Origin of the sequence: Sphingobacterium psychroaquaticum (assembly GCF_004421025.1) — a bacterium.
GTDB classification, from domain to species: domain Bacteria; phylum Bacteroidota; class Bacteroidia; order Sphingobacteriales; family Sphingobacteriaceae; genus Sphingobacterium; species Sphingobacterium psychroaquaticum.
In genome coordinates, this window is the sequence record NZ_CP038029.1 from 3,885,454 (window position 1) to 3,905,887 (window position 20,434).

14 protein-coding genes are annotated in these 20,434 nt (G+C 39.5%); 8 read left to right on the forward strand and 6 right to left on the reverse strand.

The window, feature by feature from the left end; genetic code table 11:
* Positions 1-171 precede the first annotated feature (171 nt).
* The 4 genes from E2P86_RS16030 to E2P86_RS16045 all read right to left on the reverse strand — a co-directional run bounded on the left by E2P86_RS16030 (position 172) and on the right by E2P86_RS16045 (position 9,726).
* The gene (locus E2P86_RS16030) at positions 172-1,554 is read right to left on the reverse strand and encodes a RagB/SusD family nutrient uptake outer membrane protein (RefSeq protein WP_134433738.1); all 1,383 of its coding nucleotides are present in this window, start codon (positions 1,552-1,554) and stop codon (positions 172-174) included.
* Between the two features lie 12 nt (positions 1,555-1,566).
* Positions 1,567-4,545, reverse strand: coding sequence for a SusC/RagA family TonB-linked outer membrane protein (locus E2P86_RS16035; protein WP_206367977.1), 2,979 nt, complete (start codon positions 4,543-4,545; stop codon positions 1,567-1,569).
* 502 nt (positions 4,546-5,047) lie between these two features.
* On the reverse strand, positions 5,048-6,493 hold the full coding sequence (locus E2P86_RS16040; RefSeq protein ID WP_134433739.1) for a RagB/SusD family nutrient uptake outer membrane protein: 1,446 nt from the start codon (positions 6,491-6,493) through the stop codon (positions 5,048-5,050).
* A 5-nt stretch (positions 6,494-6,498) separates the two neighbouring features.
* Positions 6,499-9,726, reverse strand: coding sequence for a SusC/RagA family TonB-linked outer membrane protein (locus E2P86_RS16045; RefSeq protein ID WP_134433740.1), 3,228 nt, complete (start codon positions 9,724-9,726; stop codon positions 6,499-6,501).
* 537 nt (positions 9,727-10,263) lie between these two features.
* Here E2P86_RS16045 and trmD point away from each other — a divergent pair.
* From trmD to dusB, 6 genes are all read left to right on the forward strand, one after another.
* On the forward strand, positions 10,264-10,941 hold the full coding sequence (gene trmD / locus E2P86_RS16050) for a tRNA (guanosine(37)-N1)-methyltransferase TrmD (RefSeq protein ID WP_134433741.1): 678 nt from the start codon (positions 10,264-10,266) through the stop codon (positions 10,939-10,941).
* Between the two features lie 245 nt (positions 10,942-11,186).
* Positions 11,187-12,590 (forward strand): anthranilate synthase component I family protein, encoded by a 1,404-nt coding sequence (locus tag E2P86_RS16055; protein WP_134433742.1) that lies wholly within the window; start codon positions 11,187-11,189, stop codon positions 12,588-12,590.
* The gene (locus E2P86_RS16060) at positions 12,587-12,778 is read left to right on the forward strand and encodes a hypothetical protein (RefSeq protein WP_085473203.1); all 192 of its coding nucleotides are present in this window, start codon (positions 12,587-12,589) and stop codon (positions 12,776-12,778) included. Before E2P86_RS16055 ends, E2P86_RS16060 begins: the two co-directional genes overlap by 4 nt.
* Entirely contained in the window at positions 12,768-13,340 is a 573-nt protein-coding gene (locus tag E2P86_RS16065; protein WP_134433743.1) for an anthranilate synthase component II, read from the forward strand. The genes E2P86_RS16060 and E2P86_RS16065 overlap by 11 nt, the downstream gene beginning before the upstream one ends.
* Positions 13,341-13,424: 84 nt before the next feature.
* Positions 13,425-14,207, forward strand: coding sequence for an indole-3-glycerol phosphate synthase TrpC (gene trpC / locus E2P86_RS16070; RefSeq protein WP_134433744.1), 783 nt, complete (start codon positions 13,425-13,427; stop codon positions 14,205-14,207).
* 45 nt (positions 14,208-14,252) lie between these two features.
* On the forward strand, positions 14,253-15,257 hold the full coding sequence (dusB, locus tag E2P86_RS16075) for a tRNA dihydrouridine synthase DusB (RefSeq protein WP_085473206.1): 1,005 nt from the start codon (positions 14,253-14,255) through the stop codon (positions 15,255-15,257).
* Between the two features lie 68 nt (positions 15,258-15,325).
* Here dusB and E2P86_RS16080 read toward each other — a convergent pair whose 3' ends face one another.
* Complete coding sequence (locus tag E2P86_RS16080; protein ID WP_134433745.1) at positions 15,326-17,782, reverse strand: TonB-dependent receptor; 2,457 nt, start codon at positions 17,780-17,782, stop codon at positions 15,326-15,328.
* A 222-nt stretch (positions 17,783-18,004) separates the two neighbouring features.
* Here E2P86_RS16080 and dtd point away from each other — a divergent pair, with 222 nt between their 5' ends.
* Entirely contained in the window at positions 18,005-18,463 is a 459-nt protein-coding gene (gene dtd, locus E2P86_RS16085; protein WP_134433746.1) for a D-aminoacyl-tRNA deacylase, read from the forward strand.
* 1 nt (position 18,464) lies between these two features.
* Positions 18,465-18,791, forward strand: coding sequence for a nucleotide pyrophosphohydrolase (locus E2P86_RS16090; RefSeq protein WP_085473209.1), 327 nt, complete (start codon positions 18,465-18,467; stop codon positions 18,789-18,791).
* Between the two features lie 127 nt (positions 18,792-18,918).
* On the opposite strand, the gene E2P86_RS16095 is transcribed toward E2P86_RS16090, so the two are convergent.
* Positions 18,919-20,424 carry a lipopolysaccharide biosynthesis protein gene (locus tag E2P86_RS16095; protein ID WP_134433747.1) on the reverse strand — a complete coding sequence of 502 codons (1,506 nt, stop codon included), beginning with the start codon at positions 20,422-20,424 and terminating at the stop codon, positions 18,919-18,921.
* Between the last annotated feature and the right edge of the window lie 10 nt (positions 20,425-20,434).

Below are 20,434 nucleotides of genomic sequence, written 5' to 3' on the forward strand. Positions count from 1 at the left end.
CAACTACGCCTAAACATCAAAACGCCCGATAGAAAAACTACCGAGCGTTAAGAACACTAACTACAAAAACAACAAAATTATATCATCTCACTTTTTTAAAGCTTTATCTCAAACACAATAAAGTAAAGCACTTCAACATTTCATGTCATTAAAACAATCCTTAAACTAAAACTAATATTCTGGATTTTGTTGTCCTCTCAATTGGACATTCGTATCAATCTCACGTTGAGGAATCGGGAGAACAGTTTTTGGTGCCCCGTAATTGGCTCGTACATCATCTGTCCTTAAGTTTTTCTTATTCCGTAATAAATCGATCCGACTATGCCCTTCAAAGGCCAATTCTTTAGTTCTTTCTACCAAGATAAGCTCTATTAATTCATCTTGGGATGTTGGGTTCTTGTTCGGTAATCCTGCCTTTGCACGAATACTATTAACCAAAGAAACAGCCTCAGCATTTACACCTCCAGAAGCTTTCGCCAAACCTTCTGCTCTATTCAAGTAAAGCTCGGCGGTTCTTAATACAGGTGAATTATCAGAATTATTGATCGCATCAGGGTATTTCATCGGAAAATATCTCGAAATTCCATCAGTAGCAATCCCGGAAATTTTTGCCTGAAAGCGTTTATCTTCTGGTTCCTTTTCAAACATTGCAATTAGTGCTTCCGAGAAGGTTGCATCCCCCCTTCCTCGGAGCGACGCTGGGTTATAATAACTAGCCCAACCGCCAGCTCCAACCCTACCATTATCAATGGCGCTATTCATAATAGTAAACACATCAACAGAAGTAGTTAAACCATACAACCCTAAATCAATAGCTGACTTAGCATTTGAAGCTGCCAAATCGTTTTGATCACGGTAAAGATACAGACGCGACAACAACGCGTAGGCAGCTCCCTTAGTTGCTTTTCCTAGGGTTTCATCTGCACTTCCATATTGAACTGGCAACAATTCAATTGCATCTTTCAAATCCGCTTCAATCGCGGCATGAATCTCATTTAGAGTTGATCGGGAAGGAAAATTGACCGTTCCCACAAATTGATCGAGAACTAAAGGTACACTAAGGTTATTTCCGCCGTTAATCTGAAAAGGCTGACTATATAGTCCCGCAAGTTGTAAATAGATTAAAGCTCTTAAGAATTTTGCTTCTCCAGTAAACTGGTTGATCTGCTCTGACGTTATCCCTGGAACTCCGCCAACCTGAGCAATCAACTTATTTGATTGCAAAATAACCTCATAGTTATAGCGCCACACATCCCTAACATCTCCATTCGTAGAGACTGCCGAAAAATTGTTAAGATCCTGCAGTGTCGGAAATGTACCAACAAATTCTACGGTATTTCCCATGAAATCATTTATGACTTGCGGCAATGAGCCATAGACTTCAAATTTTTGAACATTACTATAGATACCCCGTAATGCACTTTCGGTGGTAGACACACTATTAAAAACTACCTCATCCGCCAGATCTTGCTCAGGCAACAATTTTAACTTATCCCCACAAGCTCCCAAAACGACAGATAGCAGGATTACATATATTACTTTTAAACATTTCATATCTTCTTCGTTTTAAAATCCAAAATTCACTCCAAATGTAAACGCTTTAGGCTGTGGTAAAGCAAAGAAAGTCTGGCCTACAATCAGATTATTTGCCCCGTTTCCGGAAATCTCAGGATCCCCTCTGAATCCTTTTGCTTTAATTGTCCATATATTTTGTGCTAAAAAATAAACCCGCGCAGAAGTGAAAAGCTTTGTCCGCTCTAACCACTCCGTTGGGAAAGAGTATCCAACTTGTACTGTCTTTAGTCGTAAGTACGAACCGTTAAACAAATTCTTCGTCGAGGCTTGCGCGAAAGTACCTCGCGTAGCGCTATTTAATGCCGGCGCATAAGATTGATCCCCCGGTTGAGTCCAATAATCGAGCAATTTTGTACTCTTATTATATGAGCCCGAAGCAAAATTATCGGTAAATTCTAATCCATTTAAATATATATCATTACCATAAATAAAATTAAAGAAAGCGGATAGATCAAAGTTCTTATACCGAATTGTATTAGTAATACCGCCCTGAAAGTTAGGATCTCCTTTACCTACAATTTTTCGGTCCGCCGCGACAGGGGAGGATGTAACCTCACCATCCTTATCGAACCATTCAGCCTCACCTGTCTCTGAATTAATCCCTTTATACTCGATCAAGTAAAAACTATTTCTAGAATATCCTTCGATTGCGCGTTGTTGACTACTGCCTGAAACAAAATTTCTCCCAAACTCATCAGGGTTCTCAGGTAGTGACAAGATTTTGTTTTTATTAAATCCTATATTAAAACTCGTATTCCATGAAAAATTGTCTCGCTTAATATTCTCTGAGTTAATAGAAAATTCAAATCCACGATTTCTCATTTTCCCGACATTCTTCGATGCAGAAGCAAAGCCCGTTGTATACGGATAAGGAACATCCAACAAAAGTTGTGAAGTATTTTTATTATAAAAATTAAACTGAAAATCAATCCGATCGAAAAGACGAGCAAATAAACCAATATCGAATTGAGCAGTTTCTTCCCAACTTAAATCAGGATTTGGTACACGAGAAGGGGCTAAACCTGCAAGTCCCATATAGTCGTTATCCGCAGCAAAACGACCGATATAATTGTAATATCCAATACCATCATTACCAGCAGTACCATAACTTGCAGTCAGCTTTAGGTTTCTCACATACCGATTGTCTTCATTGAAAAAATTCTCTTTTGAAATTATCCAACCTCCTGAAAACGCATAAAAATTACCATACTTTTTATTTTGTCCAAATCGTGAAGATCCATCTCGACGAAAGGATCCCTCAAACAAATACTTATCATCAAAGGAATAATTTAACCGAGCAAACATAGACTCCAGCGCCCACTCATATATAACCTCATCGGTCGTACTAGGCGTTGAAGCGGACCCAACATTCGGCAAATCATCACTAGCAAAGCCTGTTCCAGCCAAACTAATTTGTGTTAATTTCGCCGTTTCAAAACTATATCCTGCCAACGCACCAATTTTATGTCTATTATTAATCCGCTTGTCATAACTAAGCGTTGAGGTATTCACCCATTTATTATCTGTAAAATGTGTACGGTAAGCATATCCACCTGGATACATAATATTAGCGGACCTATATTTTTCATCTATTCCATAATAATCTATACCCCAATCTGTCTTAGCCTTTAAGCCCTCTAATATTTCCCATTCAGCATAGGCATTACCAATTTGTCGGTTTGAGTAATTTTTATTCACCCCTGTAGCATCAATGGCAAGAAAGTTCCCAATAAACCCAGTGTTTACAAAATTCCCTTCTTCGTCATATGGTGTAATATACGGTAACATAAGATGTGCGCCGGTAAGTGGAGCGTTCGTAGAATTTTCCGTGCTAATACGATCCATATCTACTCGAGATAAGTTATAATTCACCCCTACTTTAACCTTATCCGAAATATCATGATCTAAACTCATTTTCCCAGTCAACCGATCAATCTGATTTCCAATAGTATAACTCGACTCCTTCGCGTAATTTCCTCCTAAGTAGAATCGTGTTCGCTCATCTCCTCCCTGTACGTTAACGGCTAAATTATTTGTATGTCCCGTACGAACCGCCGCATCGAGCCAATCAAAACTCGTAGTTGGAAAATTAGGAACTGTTGTATTATTTGCTTTCAAATAATCAGTTCTAAAAGTCACCCATTCTTCGGCCGTCATCATATCATCAATATTCGCTGTCGGTCTTGAAAAACCATTAAAGTAATCTATGTTGACTTTAGTCTTGCCTGCTTTTCCCGATTTTGTCTTAATTAAAATAACACCATTCGATCCCCGAGAACCATAAATTGCCACAGCTGAGGCATCTTTTAAAACAGTGATAGATTCTATATCGTTGGCATTTATGTTAAGTAGCGGGTTTAAATTAGAAGAAGCTCCTTGTGCTTGCATGTAATTACCACCGGCAGCATTCAACGGAACACCATCGATTACATACAACGGCCTTCCACCTGCATCTAAAGATGATCCACCACGAACCGTAATCTGTGCTTCTGCTCCCAAAACACCGGACGAGTTCACCATATTAACACCCGCTGACTGTCCCTGCAAAGCTTGCTGAGGCGTTTGAATCGGCATGTTCTTGAAATTTTCTTCACGAACCGTCGATACAGACTGCGTGGATAATAGTTTACTTTGTACACCATAAGCTACGACAACGATCTCATCTAAAACAGCACGATCTTCAACAAGCTCCACATCAACAGTAGTTCGTGTGCCAACATTCACACGCTGCGAGGCATAGCCGATATAAGAGAAAACCAACGTACTTCCGCTTGCCGCGGCTATACTATAGTTCCCATCCCCATCAGTTTGTGTCGCACGCGAAGTGCCAACAACAGCCACAGACACACCTCCAATTGGCTTTCCATCCGTCACAGAGACTACACGTCCATTCACTTGCCGTTCTTGCGCCTGAGCAACCCCAATAAGCAACATGCCGAGCAGAAAATAGTTAAGTAATTTTTGTTTCATAAGTTTATATGTTTAGTTCGTAGAATACGCTTGAGCACAGACTTTACCTTCTTAATTGGTGAATCGGAGACTTAGCATTTACATGAAACTGGTTACCGTAGAGCAAATTTTATATTGGATAAAATCACAACTACGAATACAAATATATAATTTTAAAAACGAAACAAAATATTATTCTGTAAAATAAAATTATTTAAAAACTTAATTCCAAAATAACACATCTTTAAATAACAAAATTTTAACCAAGACACTATACACGTATTGAGATTCAATAAACAAACTACAGAATAATGTGAGTGAGGGAAAAAGAAAGGATATATTTATTTGTAACAAAGTTTGTTAAAACACAAAAAAAATCCCCGATACCAAAAGGAATCGGGGATATCACACTAAGCTTAAAACTATATTTCAGCATTGTAACAGAAAACAGGACATACGGCACACAAAAAAAGCAGCTATCCTATAAGTATAGCTGCTTTATGAGAACAAAAGTACTCTAAATTTACTGTGGATTGTTCGGTAAAATATCTGGATTTGCGTCGACCTCAGCCTGTGGTATCATAAACAAGAACTTATTGTCACCAGTTGGGATATTAAATCTTCCATATGTAGGATGATTTGTACCATTATAATCTCTGAGAACTCCTTGTCCTAAACGTTTCAAATCGAACCATGCAAAGCCTTCACCCCAGAGTTCAATACGTTTCTGAAGAATAATTTCGTTGATTAAATCTGTACCACTTTTAGTTGACTTAACATAGCTTGCATCTCTTTTATTTGTGATTTCAAATAGAACATCACGAGCACCTTGCTCATTACCTGATCTTGCTAACGCTTCCGCCTCAATATAATACATTGTTGCTGAACGAAGATATAAGTAATCACCAGAAACTCTGTCGCTTGTTAAATCTCTAAATTTCAAACTAATGTACGGGCTAAAATCAGTGCCCTCATAGGTCCCGCCATCAGCCCCTAGAAACATCTCTTTTCTAACATCTGTTTCCGACATAGCATCGTACAACCGTTTATCGATAGAAATGTTACCACCTTCTGCATACCCCGTGTTCGTGTTATCAAAGATGGAGAAAAAGCTAGCTACAAACGTTGTCAACTCAGCATTTAGATCAGCCCCCCACATCGTTTCCGCCTGATTGATATCATAGAAACCATTTTGCCAGCCTGCTTTATCTAATAAAACATAACCAGTACGGGCTACCTTTGCCATCTCTGCGGCTTCTTTATATTTACCCATCTCGAGGTAGACATCTGCCAAAAATGCTTGTGCAACACTTTGATCTATCATCTCTTTATTAGGTCTTTTATAACCCGCAAGCGCTTCCACCCCCTCTTTCAAATCACTCTCAATTTGAGTATATACTTCCGCTACAGTGTTACGTTTCGAAGAAAGTGTTTTTGCATTAATAGGAACACTTAAAGCCTCCTCATGTCCAACAAAAGTAGGCCCATAAATACGTGCTAGCATAAAGTGAAAATACCCTCTCAATGCAATAGCCTGACCTCTAATAGCCTTCAACTGCGCATCGTCAGTTGCTGGATCCACATTGTTAATAATGGTATTTACGTTCTTAATTTGCGTATAATAAGTGAACCACGGGAAGTGGGAACGTGAGTTCGTCATGACACGACCGGTGTAGTTGTAGTTAAAACCTCCCCAACCAAGATTATCCATAATCACATCATTTCCCATCAAATCCACAAAGGATAAAACTCCTTTATGTCCAAAATCCTCATGACCGGCATATCCCGTAGTGGTAGCAGAGCGCAGTGTCGCATACACACCTTTTAACGTGCCTAAAGTAGCTGCTGGAGACGAGCCCAATTGCTCTGGGTTGATGGTTGATTCTGGATTCAGATTTAGGTAATCTTTACCACAAGATGTAAATAACAATCCTGCAATAACTGCATATATAAATTTATTCTTTTTCATTAAGATTAAAAATTAACGGTTAAACCTAAAGAAAGACTTCTCAATAATGAGTAACTATTAAGTGTAAGGCCATTGTTTAACTCGCCACCAATTTGCATCATTCTAGGATCTAACCCTTGACGTTTTGACAACATAAATAAGTTGTTACCCAGTACACTAACACGTGCATTCTTAACACCAATTCTTTCCATTTTCTGTCCCGATAAGTCATAAGAAATACCAAAATTTTCTAAACTTAAATAGTTTGCAGATACTAAAAACATATCTGAAGTACCATATTGTTGTTTATCCACGCTAGTTAAAATAGGCAACATAGCTGAGGTATTTTCTGGCGTCCATGTTTTATACACATCCTTGTGGTAATTAGCTCCACTGTTTCCCATTCCAGTACCTTCACTAAACAATCCTTGGTAAACATTATCAAAAACATAACCACCTAATTGATAAGCGAATCCAGCATTAAAGGATAATTTCTTATATCGTAAATCAAATCCGAAACCTCCATAAACATCTGGATGTGCAGATTTATTACTAAGAAACTGTGTCCCTGACGAATGTGTTTGTGTCGTTGTTTTCGCACCGGTTGAAAGACCAGAAATCGGATCTGTTTCACCGACATACCAACTACCTAAACCTGTTGTTGGATCAACACCGGCAAATTCTCTCAAGTAATAAGTATAAGCGCTTTGGCCTTCTACAAATCTAAAGATACCGCCATTTACAAATGGTTGCGGAAGTCTAGTAATCTTGTTTTTGTAGTGCGTCGCATTTACCCATAAGTTCAAATTCCAGTCATCTGTGCGAACAACATCACCATTAATAGAAATCTCCACACCAGTATTCTTCATATCACCAATATTCTTGGATATCGCTGGAATACCAGATGAAGGTGCCTGAGGGAAATTATAAAGCATATCAGAAACCTTTCTTGTAAAGAATTCGAAGTCGACATTCAATCTATTAGCAAAAAGGCCTAACTCAAAGCCAGTATTAAAGTTCCGAGAAACCTCCCATTTCAAATCCTTATTACCAGTATACACTTGTTTAATAGAAGGGTTTCCTTCCGCGTCGGCTGTAATTTCGAATTGATCCATGTATGGATAGAAGTTGCGAGAATACCCAAAATGATTTCTATGATCCATTGATACATAAGATGGATAATACAAGTTATCATTACCTTGCTCCCCATAACTTATTTTGAACTTTAAATTAGAAATTGCATCCACAGATTTAAGAAAATCCTCATTCGAAGCAATCCATGCACCGCCTATACCATAAAAATTACCCCATCGATTATCCGGGTGAAAAACCGATGAACCATCTCTTCTAAACGAGCCATTAACGTAATACTTCCCCGCATAGTTATAAGTAACCTTAGACAAATAGCCCTCTACTTTGTAATTATCGGTATAGCCATTCAAAGCACTGAATTTACTTGCGTTAGATAAGAAGATTTCATTCGGAATAACAACCATTGTTTTCGCACCAGAAATCATCTTACTGCTATAGTCAGAGCTTTCGTGCCCCACTAAAATGTTTAAAGAATGTTGTCCAAATTTCTTATCGTACGTCAATAATTGTTGATTGGTCAATGTCGACTCATTGATAAGCGCGTTTGTAATAGAACCTCCATAAGGTGCCGCATCACCGCCCTCGCTATTTGCATAACGAAGTCTATTACCACCTAAAAAGTCGTAACCAATATTATAGGTGAAATTAAAGTTTTTAAGAAAGTCGAAGGAAGCATATGTCCGCAAACTTACATTGGTATTTGTATTCGTTTGAATATTCAACAATGTTGATGCGTATGGGTTCATGTTGGTGATATAAGGTCTTACGGCACTAGATCCATCCGGATTAATAGTTTCTCCCTTACCCCAATCATACAAATCGCGTCCATTAGCATTTTTAAGAATATTCCCCTCTTTATCTCTTGCAAAGATTGGGTAAATAGGCGCCATATTTCTACTCCAAGAGAACAAGTTCGAATATGTTCCTGAAGCTTTTCCAGCTTGTGGATCTCTTGACTTAGTACTCGCAAAATTCACGTTCCCTCCAAGTTTAACAAACTCATACGGACGAAACTCTAAATTAGCACGAGCAGAAACACGCTCAAATCCAGAGTTGATCACATAACCATCATCTTTCAAATAACCTCCAGACAAGTAAGATGTCACTTTATCATTTCCATATCTTAAGTTTAATGAATGTTCGTGACGGATACTATTGTCAAATAAATAGTCATTCCAATCATCGTGGTATAAAACTTTAGCAGACGGATTTATTTTACCAGAAGAAGCGTCGATAATTTCGTTATTTCCAACATTAAAAATATTGTATTTCAAATCACTGAATAAAGTATTAGATGCAGTAGTTCTTGCATCTTGATCCGAAGCACCATTAACTATTTCACCTAGGCGTAATCTTTGCCATCTAAGTTCATAATACTCCGAAGGGTCTGTTATGTAATTGTAATCCTTTGTTGCTCTTGAATTAAAACCAACACGAGAGTCAAGCGTGATATCTACTTTGTTGTTGTTTTTACCCTTTTTCGTCGTGATGATAATAACGCCATTCGCACCTCTACTACCATATAATGCATTTGCAGCAGCATCTTTTAAGAAGGACATCTGATCAATATCTTGGGAAGAAATTGCCGAAATATCACCATTATACGGAACACCATCCACAACGTACAAAGGGTCATTTGACGAAGAAATAGAGCCTAAACCTCTAAAACGAACAGTTGCAGAGGCCCCAGGTTGTCCTGAGGTAGACCGTATCTGTACACCGCCAACCTTACCCGCTAAAGATTGGACCACGTTTGCAGTTTGAACCTGCTCCAAATCCTTTGCTTTTAATGTCGAAATTGAGCCTGCAATCGACTCTTTTGTTTGCGTTCCATAAGCCGTAACCACAACTTCTTCTAAAGCTGTTTCATCCGATTGTAACGCTACATTTACAGTAGTTTTTCCTGCAACAGGAAGACGTTGTGCAATATAGCCTAGGTAAGAAAAAGCTAATGTTGCATTTTCAGGCACACTGAACGAATACGCTCCCAACGCATCTGTCTGTGTAGCAGCAGTTCCACCCACCACAGCAATAGAAACACCACTAATTGGTGAACCATCCGCCGCAGATGTGACTTTACCACTCACCTGACGATTCTGCGCAAATGCCCCTCCTATGAAGAGCGTACACAGCAGAATAAAACTGAGTAATTTTTGTTTCATGTTGTTTATATAATTTATTGATAATATTACACATCAACCAAATGCATGCGCAAACATAAATTGCAATAGCAACCAAATAAAATCATCAAAAGGCCCTGTGAAAAAAGGTCTAAAAGATGAAAAAACGCAAACAAATGTTCTTTTCAGTCGTTTAGAATCAATAATAAGGTAAGTATCTTGCTGTCGTTAACATTTTTTAACAAAAGCGGAAGGCAAATGTATACGAACATAGTTGTTATTACAAGCTTTTTAACATTTCAAACCACAAAGCAATAAAAAAGCAATTAAATAGCACATCTATTGCAAAAACAAAAAAGCAAACGTTCGTTTAGTAGAACAAAAACAAAACAGAACTTTAGATAAAAAAACAGAAGTAAAACGGAATAATATTCTGTTACATTATTCTATTTAGAATGATTATAAATTTCTTCGAAAGGCAATATTTAAAAACATGAATTGTAACAAGCAATTTATCCTTGAAAAAGACAATACGGTTCAAACTATTTCCCCTCAATAGATTTTAATTATCTTTGCGCCATGCGTTTTGATATTATTACCGTATTGCCCGACTTGCTACAAAGTCCATTTGCACATTCCATCTTACAGCGTGCACAAAAAAAAGACTTGGTAGAAATCCATGTCCATAATCTACGTGACTATGCCAATAACAAACATAAGTCTGTAGACGACTATCCTTACGGAGGTGGTTCAGGGATGGTTATGCAAATCGAACCCTTTGCTGCCTGCATCGAAAAATTACAAAACGAACGGGTATATGACGATATCATATATATGACTCCAGATGGGGAAACTTTGAATCAAGAAATTGCAAATAGTCTTTCTTCAGCAGGAAATATTATGATCCTATGCGGTCACTATAAAGGTATAGATCAGCGCATACGCGATATCTTTGTTACAAAAGAAATATCAGTTGGTGATTATGTATTATCGGGAGGCGAATTACCCGCTGCAATCCTGGTTGATGCTATAGCACGCTTAATCCCCGGCGTCCTTTCTGATGAGACTTCTGCCCTGTCCGATTCCTTCCAAGATGGCCTTCTAGATGCTCCAATCTACACCCGACCGGCCGAATGGCGCGGACATAAAGTACCGGATGTATTACTCAGTGGCCATGAAGCAAAGATCGCCGCGTGGCGCGATGAAGAGCAACTCAAACGCACCTTAGAACGTCGTCCTGATTTATTGAATGACTAACGTTTTGCAATTATTTTTGTTTTTTTTCTAAAAAAAGTTTGTAAAGCAAAAAAATATAATAAATTTGTAGTGTACAAATGACAATAAGAAACATATATACAAATTGGTGGTGGCCTGCGATAGAAATCGTCGGGAACAGATTTGGTATGTTATAAAATATTCATAATCAACCAAAACCAGTGTGAAAACAGGCCCGACGATCTAATTGTCGGGCCTTTTCTTTTTTATCGAAAATCAAAAATAATATGAAATATACGCTACAAACAAAACACAAAAAAATACTTGCCGATACAACCACACCGGTGAGTATATACCTGCGTTTGCGCGATTCTTTCCCAAATAGTCTATTGCTGGAAAGCTCAGAGTATCAAAGCAGAGACAATAATATCAGCTACATCTGCTGTCAACCTATAGCTGGTATTACACTAGACGACACACAGCTATCTATCAGCTATCCGGGGCAATCTTCTATTTACAAACCAGCTTCTGAAATAAACTTAAGAAAAGAGGTCTCTACCTTCAGACAGCAATTTGTACAAACGGAGACAGAAAAACACCAAGTCATTTCTTCAGGGCTTTTTGGTTATTTCACATTTGATGCCATTGAACATTTTGAAGATATTACATTAACCACTCCAAAGGCTGCTGAACGGAATATCCCAAAACTACAATACCACGTCTATCGGTACGTAATTGCGATCGATCACTTTCGCAACGAACTTCATATTTTCGAAAACTTACTGGAAAATGAAATATCGGATCTGGACCGGATGCAATATCTGATACAAAACAAGAATTTCCCAGAGTACAACTTCCAGCGAAAAGGTGGCGAAAGTTCAAATATGAAAGATGAAGACTTCAAAAACCTAGTGACACGTATGAAAGCACATATACAGCGCGGTGATGTATTTCAAATTGTTCCTTCACGTGCTTTTTCTACTCCTTTTGCCGGTGATGAGTTTAATGTATATAGAGCCTTGCGCTCTGTAAACCCTTCGCCTTACCTATTTTATTTTGATTATGGAAGCTTTAAGCTTTTCGGTTCTTCGCCAGAGGCCCAACTGACGATCAAAAAGGGAGAAGCGACCATTTATCCGATTGCCGGAACTTTTAAAAGAACAGGCGACATGGAACAAGATGAAAAAATCGCAGAAGCACTCAAGAATGACCCTAAAGAATCAGCCGAACATGTGATGCTGGTTGACCTTGCGCGCAATGACTTAAGTCGCCATTGCACGAATGTCCAGGTCAAATCATACAAAGAAGCACAGTATTACTCCCATATTATACACTTGGTTTCCAAAGTATCGGGGAAGTTAAATCCAGAAGCAAACCCTTTCGATGTCGTTGGCGACACCTTCCCTGCAGGGACCTTATCGGGCGCTCCTAAGCATATGGCACTTACACTTATCGATCGTTATGAAGGCTTGCAACGATCGTTCTACGCCGGTGCCCTTGGGTATATGGGCTTCAATGGTGATTTCAACCATGCCATCATGATTCGTTCCTTCCTAAGTAAGCAGAATGTGCTGCACTATCAGGCCGGTGCAGGTATCGTTTTGGATTCTGATCCAGAGATGGAATTACAAGAGGTAAATAATAAAATTGCGGCGCTCCGTCGTGCTTTGGAATTAGCAGAAACAATATGAGCAATAGAAATACCATGATCCGCCCTTTAGATTATTGTGAAACAACGACACAGATCGCCACTTCACTAGAAACTATTGACGCACGTATTGAAGAATTGATAACTTTACGTGAGGTTTATCGGAACAAACAACGCGCTTTAGCCGAACAGGAAACAATAAACGTTTTAGAACACAATAATGAGCAGTAAAAAAATATTGGTAATCGACAACTACGATTCCTTCACATATAACCTTGTACACCTACTACAGGAATTAAACCAAGAATACGTTGTAGTTCGCAATGATAAGTTTGCGCTGGGAGACGTAGCGGCATACGACAAGATCTTATTGTCTCCTGGTCCCGGCATTCCCGAAGAGGCAGGCTTGCTAATAGATGTGATACGTACTTATGCTTCGACAAAAAGTATCTTGGGAATCTGTTTAGGTCAACAAGCAATAGCCGAAGTATTTGGCGGCACACTTTTCAATATGCCAAAACCGCTTCATGGTGTTGCCACTTCCATCAACGTAACAGATGCTGATGAAAAGCTTTTTCAAAACTTCCCTGTGGACTCCATGATTGGACGATACCACTCGTGGGCGGTAGAAAAGGATAATCTTCCAGATTGCCTCAAAGTAACGGCGGTCGACCCGAATGGTATTATTATGGCGCTATCACATACTGAATATGATGTGCGCGGCATGCAGTTTCACCCAGAGTCAATCTTGACAACCAATGGAAAATTATTGATCGAGAATTGGTTGAAATAAGGTATACCTCAACACATACAATGTAGTGCAGGGCCATCAGGACATAAAAATAAACAATGACTAACGATCACCTAGTTTTAAGTAATGAACATACTAGATAAAATCATAGCAAAAAAAAGAACTGAAGTAGCGGAAGCCCAAGCCAAGGTTTCATTAGCAGAATTAAAAACATACCCCCTCTTTTCACGGGAATGTTACAACTTAAGGGAGTCGATGCTCCACCCTGAGCGTACTGGAATTATTGCAGAATTTAAGCGTGCATCGCCTTCAAAAGGATTAATAAATGGCACGGCATCCGTTGCGCAGGTCGTCAAAGGTTACCAAGATGCAGGAGCTTCAGCAGTTTCTGTATTAACAGACCCTGATTTCTTTCAAGGATCATTAGCAGATCTGACAGCTGCTAGGCAAGCATTGACTATTCCTTTATTGCGGAAGGAATTTATTATCGACCGTTACCAGATTGCTGAAGCGAAAGCATACGGTGCTGATATTATTTTGTTAATAGCAGCTTGCTTAGAAGCTACCGAAATAGAGTCGCTGTCCATCTATGCGAAATCACTTGGTCTGAATGTCTTGCTCGAAGTACATAATGAAGAGGAATTGAACCGCAGCTTATTTAATAGTATAGATGCTATCGGTGTCAACAACCGTAATCTTAAAGACTTCTCGGTAAGCTTGGAACATTCCTATGATCTTGTAAATAAGATCCCGGGTCGATATATCAAAGTATCTGAAAGTGGTATTTCTGATCCTGCAACGATTACGGCGCTGCGGGCTGCTGGCTTCCAAGGCTTCTTAATCGGTGAGAATTTCATGCGGACGGATAATCCAGGAGCAGCGATAAAAGAGTTCGTAGATCAACTCTGAAAGCACCAGTTATAAAAAACCAGCTAGAATGCGTAATTTTGCAAAATGTCAGTTAAAATAGGTGAACATATTGATTTAGGGGAGTTTCCATTGCTGCTTGCACCAATGGAAGATGTGAGTGATCCACCATTTCGTTACGTGTGTAAGCAGAACGGTGTAGATTTAATGTACACCGAGTTTATCTCTTCGGAGGGATTAATTCGGGATGCAGCAAAATCGCGCCAAAAGCTTGATATCTTCGAGTATGAGCGTCCGATTGGCATCCAGATCTTTGGTTCAGATATAGAAAGCATGCGTAAGTCCGCAGAGATTTGCACGCTGGCCGCGCCAAATCTAATCGACATCAACTACGGCTGCCCCGTAAAGAATGTCGCCTGTCGCGGTGCTGGTGCTTCTTTGTTACAGGATATTGACAAGATGGTTGCTATGACGAAAGCAGTTGTAGATGCCACACACCTTCCCGTTACGGTTAAGACGCGCTTGGGCTGGGATGATAACACTAAAAATGTATATGAAGTAGCGGAAAGGCTGCAAGATATTGGTATTAAAGCTTTGGCCATCCACGGTAGAACACGTGCTCAGATGTATAAAGGACAAGCTGATTGGAGCATGATTCGAGATATAAAGCAGAACCCGCGCGTTAAGATTCCGATTTTTGGTAATGGCGATGTGGACTCTGTGGAAAAAGCAGCTGCGTGGCGTCAAGAATATGAAGTGGATGGGATTATGATAGGTCGTGCCTCTATTGGATACCCCTGGATTTTCCGTGAAATTAAGCACTTCTTTGAGACAGGCCAACGCTTAGAAGGCCCAACTATTGCGGAACGTGTAGAGGTTTGCAAAACACACTTAATAAAATCTATCGAATGGAAGGGGGAGAAAACAGGTGTTTTTGAGATGCGTCGTCACTATTCTAACTACTTTAAAGGTATTCCAAATTTTAAAGAATATAGAACACAACTGGTCGGGCTACAAGATTATCGTGAGATCTTAGAAGTTTTAGAAGAGATCCAAAATTCTTTTTCTGAATTCGAATTTGCCGCAGTCTAAATAAAAAAACTCCATAAAAAAGGGGCTCAGAAATTATTTCTGAACCCCTTTTTTATATTATAGCGTTATTAAAATCTAATATTTATACCCATCATATAATTCGCCGTCGCCTGCGGTGTATAGAAATTATAGAACGTCCGTTCCCCGGTAGTATTCATCGACCCCCAAGTGTAACCACTGGTTTCATACTTCTCTCCAAGAATATTATTTACACTTACCATGAGATCCACATTTTTAAGGCCTAAAGCAGCAAAACTATAGCGCGCATTCAGATCATTTACCAAAAAAGGATCTATGCTCCGCTCCCTACTTGATGTATTATCCAAATACATGCGAGATACATATTTAGTACGTAAACTAAATTCAAGATTCTGAATCGGGCGATAAGCAAACTCATTTGAAAGAATGGTTGCTGCAGATAATGCAATATTCGTTTTCTTATATTCAATTTCCTTTAGACCAAGATCATTCCAGTCTTCATCATAAACTGGCACATATTCTTTAAAATTTTTGATTTTATTCTGACTGAAAGCAGCTGTTGCACGCCATGTGAATTGCTCCGTAATATTCCATGCAGCATCTAATTCGATCCCTACGCGATAGCTGTCAGGCACATTCTGACGAATCGTTCCTCCGACATCATTAATTGCTCCTGTCGGAATCAACTGATCTTTATAAAGCATCGCGTATGCATTAGCCCCTACATTAAACGAGGTTGTACGCAAGCGATACCCCGCTTCTATATTTTGCATGCGCTCTGGCGTCGGAAAAGCATTCAATGGGTTCTCGACATAATCCTTCCGAACAGGCTCTTTACTCGCATAGGCATACGATAGATATGCATTGCTCTGCGCATTGATTAGATAAGTAAGTCCGGCTTTAGGATTAAAAAACGATAAATCATCATGGATGTTTATATTTTTTATTTTATCATCATTCCCATCAATTTTGTAATGCAATGTCCGGTATTGCAGATCCACATTGAACAACCACTTATCTAGCGTATAGTTTACTTTACCGTAGATATTAAAATCATTTTTCTTTGCATTATTCTCATAATAACGATCGCCCAATTCACTGTTAGATGCGAAGCGAGACCAAATTACTTCGCCATAATGATCACCCGTGTACTGATTGAAAGCACCGCCTAAAGTCAGCTTCAAATCATTCGATGGTGTATAATTAAATGCATAGGTCGCTCCATAAAAATGATTATCCAACCAACGACGACGAATCAAATCCGAAGTCTTTGTCGTATCTGTTCCAAAGATTACAGGTGCCATTCCATACTTCGATAATTTATCATCTGCACGGTACTCTTCATAATAGCCCGCACCACGGGTATAATGCAAAGCTCCACTAAAGTTAAATTGGTCGCTTACCTGATTATTATAATGAATCCGCGCGTGCGTCTGTGTGTAATTATCCGTCTGATTATCGTAGGTATAGTAATTGTATTTTCTATCCGCATTCAACAGACGATCTGTTTCGGAACTGCTCAATTCCATACCTACTGCATAATCGGCTAAGCGACCGCGATCACCTTTAATAAGCGGCTCTGGTGTACCATACCATGCCTGATATGTTTTCTCTTTCCCAGAAAACAAAGTCGCCTTTAAGCTCTGCTTCTTACCGTAAAAACCACCATCAACATAGAAGGACTTAAGATCCGATGAAGCACGGTCAATATAACCATCCGAAGCCACGCGCGACAACCGTGCATTAAATGCATAGCGATTATTAATAAGTCCCGTCCCTGCTTTTACGGTGTTCTTCCACGAATTATAGGAACCATAACTATTATTGAGCTCTGCATAAGGTTTCTCCTGCAAGGCATCGGTTTGGATATTCAAAGAGGCTCCAAAAGCACCTGCCCCATTAGTGGACGTACCAATACCGCGCTGTACCTGAATGTTATCTACACTGGATGCAAAATCGGGGATGTTCACAAAAAAGGAACCCATACTTTCGGCATCATTTAACGGAATACCATCCAAAGTAACATTGATGCGTTCATTGCTTGAACCACGAATCGTCATATTTGTATATCCAATACCATTTCCAGCATCCGAGCCAATCACAACCGAAGGGGTTTGATCCAACAGATAAGGAATATCACGTCCCATGTTTACCTTCTCGATCGTTTGCTTATCGATGTTGGAGAAACTGGTTGATGCATTACTTCGTGCACGCGTCGCGCTGACCAACACCTCCTCTGCGCGTAGACTTGCCTCACGAAGTTGGATGCGGACAAACTGATTACTCGTTAATCGCAATGTGGTATCCTGAGTGCCGTAACCGACATAAGAAACATGAACTTGATAGCTGCCTGATCCTAAATCATTAAACTGAGCTTGTCCCTCTGCATTGGTTTGTTGAACCAACCGCTTGACTTTACTCACCGAAACACTGGCATTAGGTAACTTTTGATTTCTATCGTTAACTACTTCCAACGATAAACGGTGCTGCGCATATGTCGTGAATGACAAAGCTACTAATAGTGCACTGATTGATACTTTAATCATTAATAATTTGATTTTTTTCGTTAAACATACTATTGCAAGGGGTTCACAATAGCGTAATAATTTAACTTAACCTTTCCCTCCGCCAGCATTATCTGGATCAGGTGCGTCTCCATTACCATAGTAAAGAGACTGGGTATAATCTCAGCCTTTATTCGTGTTCGAAAACAAGGCACCCCTAACGATAGCGCAAAGGTAGCTTTTTTTTTCTATTTTTAGCGTCATATGCGAGCAGTAATACAACGGGTCACACATGCGTCCTGCACAGTGGAAGGTATAGTAACCGGAAAAATAGACCAAGGGCTATTGGTCTTGGTGGGAATCGAGGAGATCGATACAGAAGAAGATATGAAGTGGTTAGCTCAAAAAATAGTTAATCTTCGTATTTTTTCAGATGAGAACGGATTGATGAATAAGTCGGTACAAGATATCGCTGGCGGGATTCTATTGATCTCTCAGTTCACTTTATTTGCTCAAACAAAAAAGGGGAATCGGCCTTCTTTTATCCGCGCAGGCAAACCTGATAAAGCGAGACCAATGTATGACGAGATGGGTAAATACCTATCAGGACTCTTAGAAAAAGAAGTACAAATGGGCATCTTTGGAGGCGACATGAAGATTGACCTTCGCAACGATGGCCCGGTAACAATCATAATGAACACACAGGATAAAGACAATTTTTAAGATGACAATTAAAGAAGCACAAGAAGTAATAGATAAATGGATTACGACGACAGGAGTTCGCTATTTCAATGAACTGACCAACACAGCCATGTTAATGGAAGAAGTGGGTGAAGTCGCACGTATAATGGCACGCCAGTACGGCGAACAATCGTTTAAAAAGTCGGATAAAGAGGTCAATCTAGCAGATGAGATGGCCGATGTTCTTTTCGTACTGATGTGTCTAGCGAATCAAACAGGTATCGACCTAACCGACGCATTAGAAAAGAACTTAGAGAAGAAATCTATACGGGACGCCGATAGACATAAAAACAATGAAAAATTAAAATAAAAAATTACAATTGAAGCCTTATTAAAAGCAATCCGTAATTACGAATCTAAAGGACGAGGGTGTAGGTCTATTGAATCACACGAACAGCCTGAGCTGGAACGACCTATTGCATAATGCGATGAAAGCATTACCCTCGCTTCAACAACCCTAATAACACAACTCTTTCATTGTACAAAACAACGGCACAATACACGAACAACAACGCGTTACCGCTCCAGAAGTTGCGCGCAAAGAAGACATAATTTATCGCGACCAAAGCACCTCCTAGAGCGAGGTAACCGACAGTTTTTCCGACCTTATAAGGAATCGGGTAATTGCGCTGTCCCCAAAAGTAAGATAACAATACCATAACCGTATATGCTATTGATGTCACAAGAATAGCGCCGACGTAACTGTATTTCGGGATCAGCACATAGCAGAGAACTATAGTCACCAATGCACCTATCCCCGATATATACAGACCATATTTCGTTTGATCTGAAAGCTTATACCACACCGATAAATTCATATAGATCCCGAGCAAGACATAGTTAAACAAGATAATTGGAATATAATCCAAGCCCGACCAATACCTAGCTACTTGCTCTGCATTGCCCCCTTTAATAAAGTACTTCAGCCATTCTATGTTCATAGAGAGCCCCACCATTACAAGAACCATTGCGATAACGAAATACTCCATTATCACGGCATATACTTTTTTGGCGTTTTCGTTCTTTGCATAAGAGAAGAAAAACGGCTCGGCTCCCAACCGGAAAGCCTGCACAAAGATGCTGAGAAACATAGCTATTTTCGATATAGCACCGTAAATCCCAAGTTCTCGTTCCCCTACATTCCCAGGGAGTAGGCTTGGCAACAAGATCTTGTCCAGATGCTCATTGACGATAAAAGACACATTCGCTATAAAAATTGGCAAGCTATAGGAGAACATACTGTTTAGCAACTTCTTGTCTACTCGAAAACTAAACCCGCGTATCTGAGGCCATAACATCAGCAAGGTTACAGCACTTGCAATAAGATTAGACAAAAACACATAGCCCAACCACATGCCCTTGTACCACGTAAAAAAGCCTTCAAGAGAGGGGAATGTCCGAATCAACCAAGGTATAAAAACCATGAAAGACAGCGTAAAACAAACAAAAACACATATATTGATTGTCTTTAGTAAGGCATATCTAACAGGGCGGTTTTCAGAACGAAGCTTTGCGAACGGAACAACAGCTAAAGCATCTATAGCTAATATCAGCCCCATAAAGCAAATATATTGCTTATAATCAGCAACCGATTGGAGTCCGTTAGCAGCAAACCACTCCGACGCAGGTGATATCACGGAAAAAAGTACGAAAAGAAATACAAGGCTTGTAAAAATGGTAACAATAAAACTATTGTTAAAAACCTTCATCTTATCCTTTTCATCCACTTTTTGGAGGTAGCGGAAGTAGGTTGTCTCCATCCCAAAGGCTAGAAACGTATTGATTAGCGCCGACCATGAGTACATATTCGTAAAAATACCGTATATGCCCGTATCGAGCTTACGCACTAAAATCGGCGTCAGGATAAAATTCAGTAACCGAGAAACAATGGTAGACAGCCCGTAAATAGCTGTATCGTTCAGAAATCGTTTAACAACAGACATCCTTCACTCC